The following is a 13871-nucleotide window of genomic DNA, read 5'->3' on the forward strand; positions in this document are numbered from 1 at the left end:
ATTCACAGTAACAAACCGCATGTTTTTTTAACATCCCCGCCTCTGTAACCGGGCGCGAGATGCCTGGTCATTTTTTGAAAGGCCACGGAGGCTGTTATGCTCAGTATCTTCAAACCTGCGCCGCATCGGGCGCGACTGCCAGAGGCAGAGATCGATCCTCTCTACCGCCGTCTGCGTTGGCAAATCTTCCTCGGGATCTTCTTCGGGTATGCGGCGTACTATCTTGTACGTAAAAACTTTGCGCTCGCCATGCCGTATCTGGTGGAGCAGGGCTTCTCACGCGGCGACCTGGGCTTCGCGCTGTCGGGGATCTCCATCGCCTACGGTTTTTCTAAATTCATCATGGGTTCCGTGTCGGACCGCTCGAATCCGCGCGTGTTCCTGCCCGCCGGTCTGATCCTCGCGGCAGCGGTCATGCTGTTCATGGGCTTTGTGCCGTGGGCGACGTCCAGCATTGCCATCATGTTCGTGCTGCTGTTCCTCTGCGGCTGGTTCCAGGGGATGGGGTGGCCGCCGTGCGGACGTACCATGGTGCACTGGTGGTCGCAGAAGGAGCGTGGCGGCATTGTGTCGGTGTGGAACTGCGCGCATAACGTCGGGGGCGGGCTTCCACCTCTGCTGTTCCTGCTGGGGATGGCCTGGTTCAACGACTGGCACGCGGCGCTCTACATGCCTGCCTTTGGTGCTATTCTGGTGGCGATTATTGCCTTCGCCCTGATGCGCGACACGCCGCAGTCCTGCGGGCTGCCGCCAATCGAAGAGTACAAAAACGACTATCCGGATGACTACAGCGAGAAGCACGAAGAAGAGCTGACCGCGAAACAGATCTTCATGAAGTACGTGCTGCCGAACAAGCTGCTGTGGTACATCGCGGTGGCGAACGTGTTCGTATACCTGCTGCGCTACGGCATCCTCGACTGGTCCCCGACCTACCTGAAAGAGGTGAAGCACTTCGCGCTGGATAAATCCTCCTGGGCGTACTTCCTCTATGAATATGCCGGGATCCCGGGCACGCTGATTTGCGGCTGGATGTCGGACAAAGTGTTTAAAGGCAACCGCGGCGCAACGGGCGTGTTCTTTATGACCCTGGTGACCATCGCGACTGTCGTTTACTGGCTTAACCCGCCGGGTAACCCATCAGTAGACATGGCCTGTATGATCGTTATCGGCTTCCTGATTTACGGCCCGGTGATGCTGATCGGTCTGCACGCGCTTGAGCTGGCGCCGAAAAAAGCGGCGGGCACGGCGGCAGGCTTTACCGGTCTGTTTGGCTACCTCGGCGGTTCCGTCGCGGCGAGCGCTATCGTGGGCTACACCGTTGACTTCTTCGGCTGGGACGGCGGCTTTATGGTGATGATTGGCGGTAGCGTGCTGGCGGTTCTGCTGCTGGTTGTTGTGATGATCGGCGAGAAACGTCACCACGCGGAAGTGCTGGCGCGTCGTCAATAAGGAGCATTGCGATGAAATTAACTCCATTAACCACCGGCCTGCTGCTGGCAGGCCTGATGACTGGCTCTGCCCTGGCGGTGGATAAAATCGTTATCGCCCACCGCGGTGCCAGCGGCTATCTGCCGGAGCATACGCTGCCGGCGAAAGCGATGGCCTATGCCCAGGGGGCGGATTACCTGGAGCAGGATCTGGTGATGACGAAGGACGACCAGCTGGTCGTCCTGCATGACCACTATCTTGACCGCGTCACGGACGTGGCGGAGCGTTTCCCGGACCGCGCGCGCAAAGACGGTCGTTACTACGCCATCGACTTTACCCTGGATGAAATTCGCTCTCTGAAGTTTACCGAAGGCTTTGAGATTGAAAACGGCAAGAAGGTGCAGGTTTACCCGGGACGCTTCCCGATGGGCAAATCTGACTTCCGGATCCATACCTTCCAGGAAGAGATTGAGTTTGTTCAGGGGCTGAACCACTCGACCGGTAAAAACATCGGTATCTACCCGGAAATCAAAGCGCCGTGGTTCCACCATCAGGAAGGGAAGGACATTGCCGCGAAGACGCTGGAGGTGCTGAAACAGTACGGCTACACCAGCAAGAAGGACAAAGTCTACCTGCAGTGTTTTGACGCCGCCGAGCTGAAGCGCATCAAAACCGAGCTGGAGCCGAAGATGGGGATGGATCTCAATCTGGTGCAGCTGATTGCCTACACCGACTGGAATGAAACCCAGGAGAAGCAGCCGGATGGGAAGTGGGTGAACTACAGCTACGACTGGATGTTCAAGCCGGGCGCGATGAAGCAGATTGCGCAGTACGCTGACGGCATCGGGCCGGATTATCACATGCTGGTGGCGGAAGGCTCAACGCCTGGCCACGTGAAGCTGACGGCGATGGTGAAAGAGGCGCACGCCAGCAAGATGCAGGTGCATCCGTACACGGTGCGTGCCGATCAGCTGCCGCCATATGCCACCGATGTGAATCAGCTTTACGAGGTGTTGTATAAGCAGGCGGACGTGGACGGGCTGTTTACGGATTTCCCGGATAAAGCGGTGACGTTCTTAAAATAGAAAAAAGGGCCGTAAGGCCCTTTTTTACATCTCGATCTCAATATCGCCTTTTGCCCGGCAGCAGCAGGGCAAAATTTCACCTTCACTGATAAAGGCCAGCGGTTCGGTCAGCCAGTCCACCTGGCCTGCAACCAGACGGCAGCGGCAGGAGCCGCAATAGCCTTCACGACACTGGTACTCTACCTCCACCTGATGCGCTTCAAGCGCCACCAGCAGGGAAGGGTGCTCTTCCTGGCACAGCACTTCGGTGCCAGAAAGGCTCAGCGTTACGCGCGTCATCAGAGCTGGAAGTCGCTCAGGTCGTCGGTGTTGACTTCAGAATCAATCTGACCGACCAGATAAGAGCTCACTTCCACTTCCTGCGGCGCAACCTGCACGTTATCGGATACCAGCCAGGTGTTGATCCACGGAATCGGGTTAGAGCGCGTCTGGAACGGCAGGTCCAGACCAACCGCCTGCATGCGGATGTTGGTGATGTACTCCACGTACTGGCACAGAATATCTTTGTTCAGGCCAATCATGGAGCCGTCGCGGAACAGGTAGTCTGCCCACTCTTTCTCCTGCTGAGCCGCCAGCACGAACAGGTCGTAGCACTCCTGCTTGCACTCTTCGGCGATTTCCGCCATCTCCGGGTCGTCCGTACCGCTGCGCAGCAGGTTCAGCATGTGCTGGGTGCCGGTCAGGTGCAGGGCTTCGTCACGAGCGATCAAACGGATGATTTTGGCGTTGCCTTCCATCAGCTTGCGCTCGGCAAAGGCGAAGGAGCAGGCGAAGCTCACGTAGAAGCGGATCGCTTCCAGCGCGTTAACGCTCATCAGGCAGAGGTACAGCTGCTTTTTCAGCGCGCGCAGGTTCACGGTAACGGTTTTGCCGTTCACGCTGTGGGTGCCTTCGCCCAGCAGATGCCAGTAGCTGGTCATCTCGATCAGCTCGTCGTAGTAGTGCGCAATGCCTTCCGCGCGCTTCTGGATCTGCTCGTTAGTGACGATATCGTCAAACACCACCGCCGGATCGTTCACGATGTTGCGGATGATGTGGGTGTAAGAGCGGGAGTGGATCGTCTCGGAGAACGCCCAGGTTTCCACCCAGGTTTCCAGCTCAGGAATCGAGATCAGCGGCAACAGCGCCACGTTCGGGCTACGGCCCTGAATGGAGTCCAGCAGCGTCTGGTACTTCAGATTGCTGATGAAAATATGCTTTTCGTGATCCGGCAGCGACTGGTAATCAATACGGTCGCGGGAAACGTCAACTTCTTCCGGACGCCAGAAGAAGGAGAGTTGCTTTTCAATCAGCTTTTCGAAGATGTCATATTTTTGCTGATCGTAGCGTGCCACGTTGACCGGCTGGCCGAAGAACATTGGCTCTTTGAGCTGGTCGTTTTTCGTCTGTGAAAAGGTGGTATATGCCATGAGTGTGTCCTGTCTTACGAAATAAAGGCGGGGATATCCCCGCCCTTCATTAGATCTTACATGCGCCGCTTTCGCAGCCATCGTCCTGAATTGACGGTACCAGGTCGTCCTGCGCGTCTTCTGCACCGTCACGGGTGTTGTGATAGTACAGCGTTTTCACGCCAAATTTGTAGGCGGTCAGCAGGTCTTTCAACAGCTGCTGCATCGGTACCTTGCCGGACGGGAAGCGCGTCGGGTCGTAGTTAGTATTGGCAGAGATCGACTGGTCGATAAACTTCTGCATGATACCCACCAGCTGCAGGTAGCCGTCGTTGTTTGGCATCTCCCACAGCAGCTCGTAGTTGTTGCCCAGCGTTTCGTAATCCGGCACCACCTGACGCAGCACGCCGTCTTTCGACGCTTTAATGCTGACGTGGCCGCGCGGTGGCTCAATACCGTTGGTGGCGTTGGAGATCTGCGAAGAGGTCTCGGACGGCATCAGGGCAGAGAGCGTGGAGTTACGCAGGCCGTGCGTTTTGATGGACTCGCGCAGGCGTTCCCAGTCCAGGTGCAGCGGCTCGCTGACGATCGCATCCAGGTCTTTCTTATAGGTGTCGATCGGCAGAATGCCTTTTGCATAGGTGGTTTCGTTGAACCACGGGCACGCGCCTTGCTCTTTCGCCAGCTCGTTAGAGGCTTTCATCAGGTAGTACTGAATCGCTTCGAACGTCTGGTGCGTCAGGTTGTTAGCGCTGCCGTCGGAGTATCGCTTGCCGTTTTTCGCCAGCCAGTAGGCGAAGTTGATCACGCCGATACCCAGGGTACGACGGCCCATTGCGCCGCGTTTAGCGGCCGGGATTGGGTAATCCTGGTAGTCCAGCAGGGCATCCAGCGCACGTACCGCCAGCACGGCCAGCTCTTCCAGCTCGTCCAGGCTCTTAATCGCACCCAGGTTGAACGCGGAGAGCGTACACAGGGCGATTTCGCCGTTTTCGTCGTTCACGTCTTCCAGTGGTTTGGTCGGCAGGGCGATCTCCAGGCACAGGTTAGACTGGCGCACTGGCGCAACCGCCGGATCAAACGGGCTGTGGGTGTTGCAGTGGTCAACGTTCTGGATGTAGATACGGCCGGTAGAGGCGCGCTCCTGCATCATCAGGGAGAACAGGTCTACCGCCTTCAGGCGCTGTTTACGGATGCTGTCGTCTTTTTCATATTTGGTGTACAGACGCTCGAACTCGTCCTGATCGGCGAAGAACGCGTCATACAGGCCAGGGACGTCGGACGGGCTGAATAGGGTAATGTCTTCCCCTTTCAGCAGACGGGTGTACATCAGCTTGTTGATCTGCACGCCGTAGTCCATGTGACGCACGCGGTTGCCTTCCACGCCGCGGTTGTTTTTCAGTACCAGCAGGCTTTCCACTTCCAGGTGCCACATTGGGTAGAACAGGGTCGCTGCGCCGCCGCGCACGCCGCCCTGAGAGCAGGATTTTACCGCCGTCTGGAAGTGCTTATAGAACGGGATACAGCCGGTGTGGAACGCTTCACCGCCGCGAATCGGGCTGCCCAGCGCGCGGATGCGACCGGCGTTGATGCCGATACCGGCACGCTGGGAGACGTATTTCACGATGGCGCTGGAGGTGGCGTTGATGGAATCCAGGCTGTCACCACACTCGATCAGTACGCAGGAGCTGAACTGACGGGTAGGAGTGCGCACGCCAGACATGATCGGCGTTGGCAGAGAAATTTTGAACGTCGATACCGCATCGTAGAAACGCTTCACGTAGTCCAGACGGGTGTCGCGCGGGTAGTTTGAGAACAGGCAGGCAGCCACCAGAATATAGAGGAACTGGGCGCTTTCGTAGATCTCACCGGTCACACGGTTCTGAACCAGGTATTTGCCTTCGAGCTGCTTCACCGCCGCGTAGGAGAAGTTCATGTCGCGCCAGTGATCGATAAACCCGTTCATCTGCTCGAACTCTTCTTCCGTATAGTCTTCCAGCAGATGCGTGTCGTATTTGCCCAGCTCAACCATTTTCACCACGTGATCGTAAAGCTTCGGCGGCTCGAACTGGCCGTAGGCTTTCTTACGCAGGTGGAAAATCGCCAGACGCGCAGCGAGGTACTGATAATCCGGTGCGTCGCGGGAGATCAGATCCGCCGCTGCTTTGATAATGGTTTCGTGGATATCAGACGTTTTGATGCCGTCGTAGAACTGAATGTGAGAACGCAGTTCAACCTGGGATATAGATACGTTATTCAGTCCTTCTGCTGCCCAGTCGAGAACTCGATGGATTTTGTCCAGATTGATACGCTCGGTAGTACCGTCGCGCTTTGTCACCAGCAGACTCTGATTCATGTGGGTTTTACCTGTCCGTGAAATAAAAAATATCCCCCGCTTATCCACAGATCCGTCTTGTGACTAACTCTGTGGATAAATACTACATATAGGGGGTTTGCGATAAGAAAAACGCTATATGGTGAGTATTCTAGTATCGAATCTTTTCAGCACAAGGGTTGATTTTGAGGTTAAATTGAGGTTGTGAAAGGGTAAAAAAGCGTAAGTCCTCGTACCGTAAGGCCTGGAAGAGATGTCAATAATTTAGAAAAAAAATTCAAAATTTGATCGAGTGCTGATTTCTTCAACGGGAGGTCAGAATTGCGCAACATGATGTCGCGCAATCATTATAAGAATAACGGATGACGTTAGTCGTTTTTGGCGGTTGTATGCAACATATAGTTAACATCCACGCCCGGGGCAAGTTTGAATTTATCCGTTAGCGGGTTGTAGTGCAGGCCCGTGATGTGCTGCTCCTTAAGCCACGTCTGGTCAACCCAGCCCAGCAGTTCGGCAGGCTTGATAAACTTCTTCACGTCGTGCGTCCCTTTCGGCACCATGCGCAGCACATATTCTGCGCCGACCACGGCCATCAGCCAGGCTTTACCGTTGCGGTTAATTGTCGAGAAGAAGACCTGGCCGCCCGGCTTCACCAGTTTTGCACAGGCGTTTACCACCGACTGCGGATCCGGAACGTGCTCCAGCATCTCCATGCAGGTCACCACATCATACTGGTGGGCATGTTTTGCCGCGTGCTCTTCCACGGTTTCCTGCACATATTCCACCCGTATACCGGACTCCAGCGCATGAAGACGGGCAACCTGTAGAGGCTCGAAGCCCATGTCCAGGCCGGTGACGGTGGCCCCTTCGCGCGCCATGCTCTCCGCCAGGATGCCACCGCCGCAGCCGACGTCGAGCACTTTCTTACCGAACAGACCGCCGGAACGCTCCGCGATATAGCCCAGACGCAGCGGGTTAATGCGATGCAGCGGTTTGAACTCACCTTCGAGATCCCACCAGCGGGACGCCACCGCTTCAAATTTGGCAATCTCTTCGTGGTCAACGTTGTGTGCCACCGGGGATTTTTCGGCATTCATGGGCGCTTTTACTCCTTATTTAGCAAGACAAATGAGTATATCAGGCAATCCCTGTGAATAAAGCGTATAGGTTTACCTGTATCACCGCGGCTGTGTTATAATTTGCGACCTTTGAATCCGGGATACAGTAGAGGGATAGCGGTTAGATGAGCGACCTTGCGAGAGAAATTACACCGGTTAACATCGAGGAAGAGCTGAAAAGCTCCTATCTGGACTATGCGATGTCGGTCATTGTTGGCCGTGCGCTGCCGGATGTCCGCGATGGCCTGAAGCCGGTACACCGTCGCGTACTATACGCCATGAACGTATTGGGCAATGACTGGAATAAAGCCTACAAAAAATCTGCCCGTGTCGTTGGTGACGTAATCGGTAAATACCATCCCCATGGTGATTCCGCGGTGTACGACACCATTGTCCGTATGGCGCAGCCATTCTCGCTGCGTTACATGCTGGTAGATGGTCAGGGTAACTTTGGTTCTATCGACGGCGACTCCGCCGCGGCAATGCGTTATACGGAAATCCGTCTGGCGAAGATTGCCCATGAGCTGATGGCCGACCTGGAAAAAGAGACGGTTGATTTCGTTGATAACTACGACGGCACGGAAAAAATTCCTGACGTTATGCCAACGAAGATCCCTAACCTGCTGGTGAACGGCTCGTCCGGTATCGCCGTGGGTATGGCGACCAACATTCCGCCGCACAACATCACGGAAGTGATCAACGGCTGCCTGGCCTATATCGACGATGAAGACATCAGCATTGAAGGGCTGATGGAACACATCCCGGGCCCGGACTTCCCGACGGCGGCGATCATCAACGGTCGTCGCGGCATTGAAGAAGCGTACCGCACCGGTCGCGGCAAGATTTACATCCGTGCCCGCGCCGAAGTGGAAGCGGACGCCAAAACCGGCCGTGAAACTATCATTGTTCACGAGATCCCGTATCAGGTGAACAAAGCGCGTCTGATTGAAAAAATCGCCGAGCTGGTAAAAGAGAAACGCGTTGAAGGCATCAGCGCGCTGCGTGACGAGTCTGACAAAGACGGTATGCGCATCGTGATTGAAATCAAGCGCGACGCGGTGGGTGAGGTTGTGCTGAACAACCTGTACTCCCAGACTCAGCTTCAGGTCTCCTTCGGTATCAACATGGTTGCGCTGCACCATGGTCAGCCGAAGATCATGAACCTGAAAGAGATCCTGAGCGCGTTCGTGCGTCACCGCCGCGAAGTGGTGACCCGTCGTACCATATTCGAACTGCGCAAAGCGCGCGATCGCGCTCATATCCTTGAAGCGCTGGCGGTTGCGCTGGCGAACATCGACCCGATCATCGAGCTGATCCGCCGTGCGCCGACGCCGGCAGAAGCGAAAGCGTCGCTGGTTGCGCGTCCGTGGGATCTGGGCAACGTGGCGGCGATGCTGGAACGTGCGGGCGACGACGCCGCGCGTCCTGAGTGGCTCGAGCCTGAATTCGGCGTGCGTGACGGTCAGTACTACCTGACTGAACAGCAGGCCCAGGCGATTCTGGATCTGCGCCTGCAGAAGCTGACCGGCCTTGAGCATGAAAAACTGCTCGACGAGTACAAAGAGCTGCTGGAGCAAATTGCTGAGCTGCTGCACATCCTGGGTAGCGCCGAGCGCCTGATGGAAGTGATCCGCGAAGAGCTGGAACTGGTCCGCGATCAGTTCGGCGACGAGCGCCGCACCGAAATCACCGCGAACAGCTCTGATATCAACATTGAAGATCTGATCAACCGCGAAGACGTGGTAGTGACCCTGTCTCACCAGGGCTACGTGAAGTATCAGCCTCTGACCGACTACGAAGCACAGCGTCGTGGCGGTAAAGGTAAATCTGCGGCACGTATTAAAGAAGAAGACTTTATTGACCGTCTGCTGGTGGCTAACACCCACGATACGATCCTCTGCTTCTCCAGCCGTGGCCGTCTGTACTGGATGAAGGTCTATCAGCTGCCGGAAGCGAGCCGCGGTGCGCGCGGTCGTCCAATCGTCAACCTGCTGCCGCTGGAAGCGAACGAACGTATCACCGCCATCCTGCCGGTACGCGAGTACGAAGAGGGCGTGAACGTCTTTATGGCGACCGCCAGCGGTACCGTGAAGAAAACCGCGCTGACCGAGTTCAGCCGTCCGCGTTCTGCCGGTATTATTGCGGTAAACCTGAACGAAGGCGACGAGCTGATCGGTGTGGATCTGACCTCCGGTTCTGATGAAGTGATGCTGTTCTCTGCGGCCGGTAAAGTGGTGCGCTTCAAAGAGAACGCCGTGCGCGCAATGGGTCGTACGGCGACCGGCGTGCGCGGTATTAAGCTGGCGGGTGAAGACTCCGTTGTTTCCCTGATCGTTCCACGTGGCGAAGGCGCAATCCTGACCGTCACCCAGAACGGCTACGGTAAACGTACGGCGGAAAGCGAATACCCGACCAAGTCACGCGGCACGCAGGGCGTTATCTCCATCAAGGTTACCGAGCGCAACGGTTCTGTTGTGGGCGCGGTGCAGGTGGACGATGCCGACCAGATTATGATGATCACCGATGCCGGTACGCTGGTGCGTACGCGCGTATCCGAGATCAGCGTGGTGGGCCGTAACACCCAGGGCGTTATCCTCATCCGTACGGCGGAAGATGAAAACGTGGTCGGTCTGCAGCGCGTTGCTGAGCCGGTGGACGACGAAGAGCTCGATTCCATCGACGGCAGCGTCGCGGAAGGTGATGATGAAATCGCACCGGAAGCAGAGAGCGACGACGACGCAGCGGATGACGCTGACGAGTAATCTCTTCTGACGCATAAAGGGCCGGATTCCGGCCCTTTTCTTTTGCAGATGCAGATACGTGAACGTTGCGACAAGCCGCGTTTACCGCTACCTTAACCACATTCTTTTGACCCCGACGGCGGAGCCTCGCCCCTTTGAAATACCTCGTCTCCTTTCGTACCACGCTGAAAGTTTCTCGCTATCTGTTCCGGGCGCTGGCGCTCCTGCTTTGGCTGCTGGTGGCCTTGCTGTCGGTGTTTTACATCGTCAATGCGCTGAACCAGAAAGAAGCGGAGATCCGCCAGGAGTTTAATTTAAGCTCCGATCAGGCCCAGCGCTACATTCAGCGAACGTCTGACGTGATGAAGGAGCTGAAGTATATTGCCGAAAATCGGCTGACGGCAGAAAACGGTATTCTTGCCCTGCGCGGGCGCAATGATAAAACCGAAGTACCGGACTTCCAGCCGCTTTTCCCGGACTCGGATTGCTCCACCATGAGCAGCACCTGGCGCGGGTCGCTGGAATCCCTCGCCTGGTTTATGCGCTACTGGCGCGACAACTTCTCCGCCGCCTACGACCTTAACCGCGTATTCCTGATTGGCAGTGAAAACCTCTGCATGGCTGACTTTGGCCTGCGCGATGTGCCCGTCGAGCGCGATGATGCGCTGAAAAGCCTGCACGAGCGTATTGTGAAATATCGCAATGCGCCGCAGGACGAGCGCGGGAACAACATTTTCTGGATTAGCCAGGGGCCGCGCATGGGCGTGGGCTATTTCTACGCGCTGACGCCGGTCTACCTGGGCAATCGCCTGCAGGCGCTGCTGGGGATTGAACAGACCATCCGCATGGAAAACTTCTTCACGCCGGGCAGCCTGCCGATGGGCGTGACCATTCTGGATGAAAACGGGCATCAGCTGATCTCACTCGCCGGGCCGGATAAAAGTTTGAACGTCGATCCGCACTGGATGCAGGAACGCTCATGGTTTGGCTACACCTCCGGCTTCCGCGAGCTGGTGCTGAAAAAAAGCCTGCCGCCATCGTCGCTGAGCATTGTTTACTCGCTGCCGGTGGATATGGTCCTTGAGCGGATACGCATTCTTATTATGAATGCGATCCTGCTGAACCTGCTGGTGGGCGGGGCGCTGTTTACGCTGGCGCGCATGTATGAGCGGAGAATCTTTATTCCCGCCGAAAGTGACGCCCAGCGTCTGGAGGAGCACGAGCAGTTCAACCGCAAGATTGTCGCCTCGGCTCCGGTGGGGATCTGCATTCTTCGTACCCAGGACGGGACCAACATCCTGAGTAACGAGCTGGCGCACAACTACCTGAACATGCTGACGCACGAGGACCGGCAAAGGCTGACGCAAATCATCTGCGGCCAGCAGGTGAACTTTGTCGACGTGCTCACCAGCACCCACACTAACCTGCAGATCAGCTTTGTTCATTCCCGCTATCGCAATGAAAACGTAGCGATTTGCGTGCTGGTGGATGTCTCCGCGCGCGTGAAGATGGAAGAGTCGCTGCAGGAGATGGCGCAGGCCGCGGAGCAGGCCAGCCAGTCGAAATCCATGTTCCTGGCTACCGTCAGTCACGAGCTGCGTACGCCGCTGTACGGGATTATCGGTAACCTCGATCTGCTGCAGACGAAGGAATTGCCGAAAGGCGTCGACCGGCTGGTAACGGCGATGAACAACTCCTCCAGCCTGCTGCTGAAGATCATCAGCGATATTCTCGACTTCTCTAAAATTGAGTCTGAGCAGCTGAAAATTGAGCCGCGCGAGTTTTCGCCGCGTGAGGTCATGAACCACATCAGCGCCAACTATCTGCCGCTGGTGGTGCGTAAACAGCTGGGGCTCTACTGCTTCATTGAACCGGACGTGCCGCTGACGCTGCACGGCGACCCGATGCGCCTGCAGCAGGTCATCTCTAACCTGCTCAGCAATGCCATCAAATTCACCGATATCGGCTGCATTGTGCTACACGTCTGCCGGGCGGGAGATTACCTCAGCATCCGCGTGCGCGACACGGGGGTGGGCATACCGGCCAAGGAGGTGGTACGTCTGTTCGATCCGTTCTTCCAGGTCGGCACCGGCGTGCAGCGTAACTTCCAGGGCACCGGTCTGGGGCTAGCGATTTGCGAGAAGCTCGTCAGCATGATGGACGGCGACATTTCCGTGGATACCGAGCCCGGCATGGGCAGCCAGTTCACCATCCGCATTCCGCTCTATTCCGCGCAGTATCCGGCAAAAGCCACGGTTGACGGGCTGAACGATAAGCGCTGCTGGCTGGCGGTCAATAATGCCTCGCTGAATGACTATCTGACGGCGCTGCTCGCCCATAGCGGCGTGAGGGTCTGCCGCTATGAAGGCCAGACGCCGGACGTGGACGATGTGCTCATCGCCGACGAGATGCCGGAACAGCCGTGGCAGGGGAGAGGAACGGTGCTCTTCTGCCGTCGCCACATTGGCATACCGGTTGAACGTGCGCCGGGGGAATGGGTGCACAGCGTCGCAACGCCGCATGAGCTGTTGAGCCTGCTGGCCCGTATCTATAAAGTCGAGCTGGAAGAGAACGACGGTGCAGTCGCGCTGCCGTCACCGGAAGGTCTGGCGTCAGTGAATGACGATATGATGATTCTGGTGGTGGATGACCATCCGATTAACCGCCGCCTGCTGGCTGACCAGCTCGGATCGCTGGGCTATCAGTGCAAAACCGCCAATGACGGCGTGGATGCGCTGAATGTGCTGAGTAAAAATCATATTGATATCGTGCTGAGCGACGTCAACATGCCTAACATGGACGGCTACCGTCTGACGCAGCGCATCCGACAGCTTGGCCTGACGCTGCCTGTCGTGGGCGTGACGGCGAACGCGCTGGCGGAAGAGAAACAGCGCTGTCTGGAGTCGGGCATGGACAGCTGCCTGTCGAAACCGGTGACGCTGGACGTGCTCAAACAAACGCTGTCTGTTTATGCGGATCGCGTGAGAAAAACCAGAATATAAAAAAGGCCCGTAAGGGCCTTTTTTATTTGCCCGGCGGCGCTGCGCTTGCGCGGGCCTACGGGTTCTGTAGGCCGGGTAAGCGTGAGCGCCATCCGGCATTTACAGTGGGGGATCAATCCTTATCCGATGCGCTCAGCGTAACGGAGGAGAGATAGTTCAGCAGGGCAATATCGTTGTCCACGCCCAGCTTCATCATTGCTGATTTTTTCTGGCTGCTGATGGTTTTAATGCTGCGGTTCAGCTTCTTGGCAATCTCGGTCACCAGGAAACCTTCGGCGAACAGGCGCAGAACTTCGCTCTCTTTCGGCGACAGGCGTTTGTCACCGTAGCCACCCGCGCTGATTTTTTCCAGCAGACGAGAGACGCTCTCAGGCGTGAACTTCTTGCCTTTCTGCAGCGCAGCCAGCGCTTTTGGCAGATCGGTCGGGGCGCCTTGCTTCAGCACAATTCCTTCGATATCCAGATCCAGCACGGCGCTCAGGATCGCCGGGTTGTTGTTCATGGTCAGAACAATAATCGAGATGTCAGGGAAGTGACGTTTAATATATTTGATGAGCGTGATCCCATCACCGTATTTGTCTCCAGGCATAGAGAGATCGGTAATGAGCACGTGCGCATCAAGCTTTGGGAGGTTATTGATCAGTGCTGTAGAGTCTTCAAATTCACCGACTACATTCACCCACTCGATCTGTTCAAGTGATTTGCGAATACCGAACAGTACAATCGGATGGTCATCGGCAATAATTACGTTCATATTGTTCATGTATAAGGCTA

Annotated in this window: 9 protein-coding genes; 4 read left to right on the forward strand and 5 right to left on the reverse strand. The window is 56.4% G+C overall.

What is annotated here, in order from left to right; translation table 11 throughout:
• The first annotated feature begins 96 nt into the window (after positions 1 to 96).
• Together glpT and glpQ are read left to right on the forward strand one after the other, a co-directional pair.
• A complete protein-coding gene (gene glpT, locus INF73_RS12905; RefSeq protein ID WP_028013908.1) occupies positions 97 to 1449 on the forward strand; it encodes a glycerol-3-phosphate transporter in 1353 nt (450 codons plus the stop codon).
• A gap of 11 nt (positions 1450 to 1460) precedes the next feature.
• Positions 1461 to 2513 (forward strand): glycerophosphodiester phosphodiesterase, encoded by a 1053-nt coding sequence (glpQ, locus tag INF73_RS12910; protein ID WP_193541969.1) that lies wholly within the window; start codon positions 1461 to 1463, stop codon positions 2511 to 2513.
• Between the two features lie 24 nt (positions 2514 to 2537).
• Here glpQ and yfaE read toward each other — a convergent pair whose 3' ends face one another.
• From yfaE to ubiG, 4 genes are all read right to left on the reverse strand, one after another.
• Positions 2538 to 2792 (reverse strand): class I ribonucleotide reductase maintenance protein YfaE, encoded by a 255-nt coding sequence (gene yfaE, locus INF73_RS12915; RefSeq protein ID WP_010433414.1) that lies wholly within the window; start codon positions 2790 to 2792, stop codon positions 2538 to 2540.
• Positions 2792 to 3922 carry a class Ia ribonucleoside-diphosphate reductase subunit beta gene (nrdB, locus tag INF73_RS12920; RefSeq protein ID WP_041908962.1) on the reverse strand — a complete coding sequence of 377 codons (1131 nt, stop codon included), beginning with the start codon at positions 3920 to 3922 and terminating at the stop codon, positions 2792 to 2794. The genes yfaE and nrdB overlap by 1 nt, the downstream gene beginning before the upstream one ends.
• Before the next feature lie 49 nt (positions 3923 to 3971).
• Positions 3972 to 6257, reverse strand: coding sequence for a class 1a ribonucleoside-diphosphate reductase subunit alpha (gene nrdA, locus INF73_RS12925; RefSeq protein WP_193541968.1), 2286 nt, complete (start codon positions 6255 to 6257; stop codon positions 3972 to 3974).
• A 347-nt stretch (positions 6258 to 6604) separates the two neighbouring features.
• Positions 6605 to 7333, reverse strand: coding sequence for a bifunctional 2-polyprenyl-6-hydroxyphenol methylase/3-demethylubiquinol 3-O-methyltransferase UbiG (ubiG, locus tag INF73_RS12930; RefSeq protein ID WP_028013904.1), 729 nt, complete (start codon positions 7331 to 7333; stop codon positions 6605 to 6607).
• Between the two features lie 146 nt (positions 7334 to 7479).
• Between ubiG and gyrA the strand changes: the two genes are divergently transcribed.
• Together gyrA and rcsC are read left to right on the forward strand one after the other, a co-directional pair.
• Positions 7480 to 10116 carry a DNA topoisomerase (ATP-hydrolyzing) subunit A gene (gene gyrA, locus INF73_RS12935; protein ID WP_028013903.1) on the forward strand — a complete coding sequence of 879 codons (2637 nt, stop codon included), beginning with the start codon at positions 7480 to 7482 and terminating at the stop codon, positions 10114 to 10116.
• A 134-nt stretch (positions 10117 to 10250) separates the two neighbouring features.
• On the forward strand, positions 10251 to 13097 hold the full coding sequence (gene rcsC, locus INF73_RS12940; protein ID WP_047367976.1) for a two-component system sensor histidine kinase RcsC: 2847 nt from the start codon (positions 10251 to 10253) through the stop codon (positions 13095 to 13097).
• A 112-nt stretch (positions 13098 to 13209) separates the two neighbouring features.
• Here rcsC and rcsB read toward each other — a convergent pair whose 3' ends face one another.
• Entirely contained in the window at positions 13210 to 13860 is a 651-nt protein-coding gene (gene rcsB / locus INF73_RS12945) for a response regulator transcription factor RcsB (protein WP_006176468.1), read from the reverse strand.
• Positions 13861 to 13871 lie beyond the last annotated feature (11 nt).

The sequence above is a fragment of the Enterobacter cloacae complex sp. P6RS genome, assembly GCF_014982245.1.
In the GTDB taxonomy this organism is placed as follows: domain Bacteria; phylum Pseudomonadota; class Gammaproteobacteria; order Enterobacterales; family Enterobacteriaceae; genus Enterobacter; species Enterobacter bugandensis.

Excerpts from the sequence above, each read along its gene's own strand:
- gyrA (WP_028013903.1), top strand. The coding sequence starts at position 7,480 with ATGAGCGACCTTGCGAGAGAAATTACACCGGTTAACATCGAGGAAGAG.
- glpT (WP_028013908.1), top strand. The coding sequence starts at position 97 with ATGCTCAGTATCTTCAAACCTGCGCCGCATCGGGCGCGACTGCCAGAG.
- glpQ (WP_193541969.1), top strand. The coding sequence starts at position 1,461 with ATGAAATTAACTCCATTAACCACCGGCCTGCTGCTGGCAGGCCTGATG.
- rcsB (WP_006176468.1), bottom strand. The coding sequence starts at position 13,860 with ATGAACAATATGAACGTAATTATTGCCGATGACCATCCGATTGTACTG.
- nrdA (WP_193541968.1), bottom strand. The coding sequence starts at position 6,257 with ATGAATCAGAGTCTGCTGGTGACAAAGCGCGACGGTACTACCGAGCGT.
- nrdB (WP_041908962.1), bottom strand. The coding sequence starts at position 3,922 with ATGGCATATACCACCTTTTCACAGACGAAAAACGACCAGCTCAAAGAG.
- ubiG (WP_028013904.1), bottom strand. The coding sequence starts at position 7,333 with ATGAATGCCGAAAAATCCCCGGTGGCACACAACGTTGACCACGAAGAG.
- yfaE (WP_010433414.1), bottom strand. The coding sequence starts at position 2,792 with ATGACGCGCGTAACGCTGAGCCTTTCTGGCACCGAAGTGCTGTGCCAG.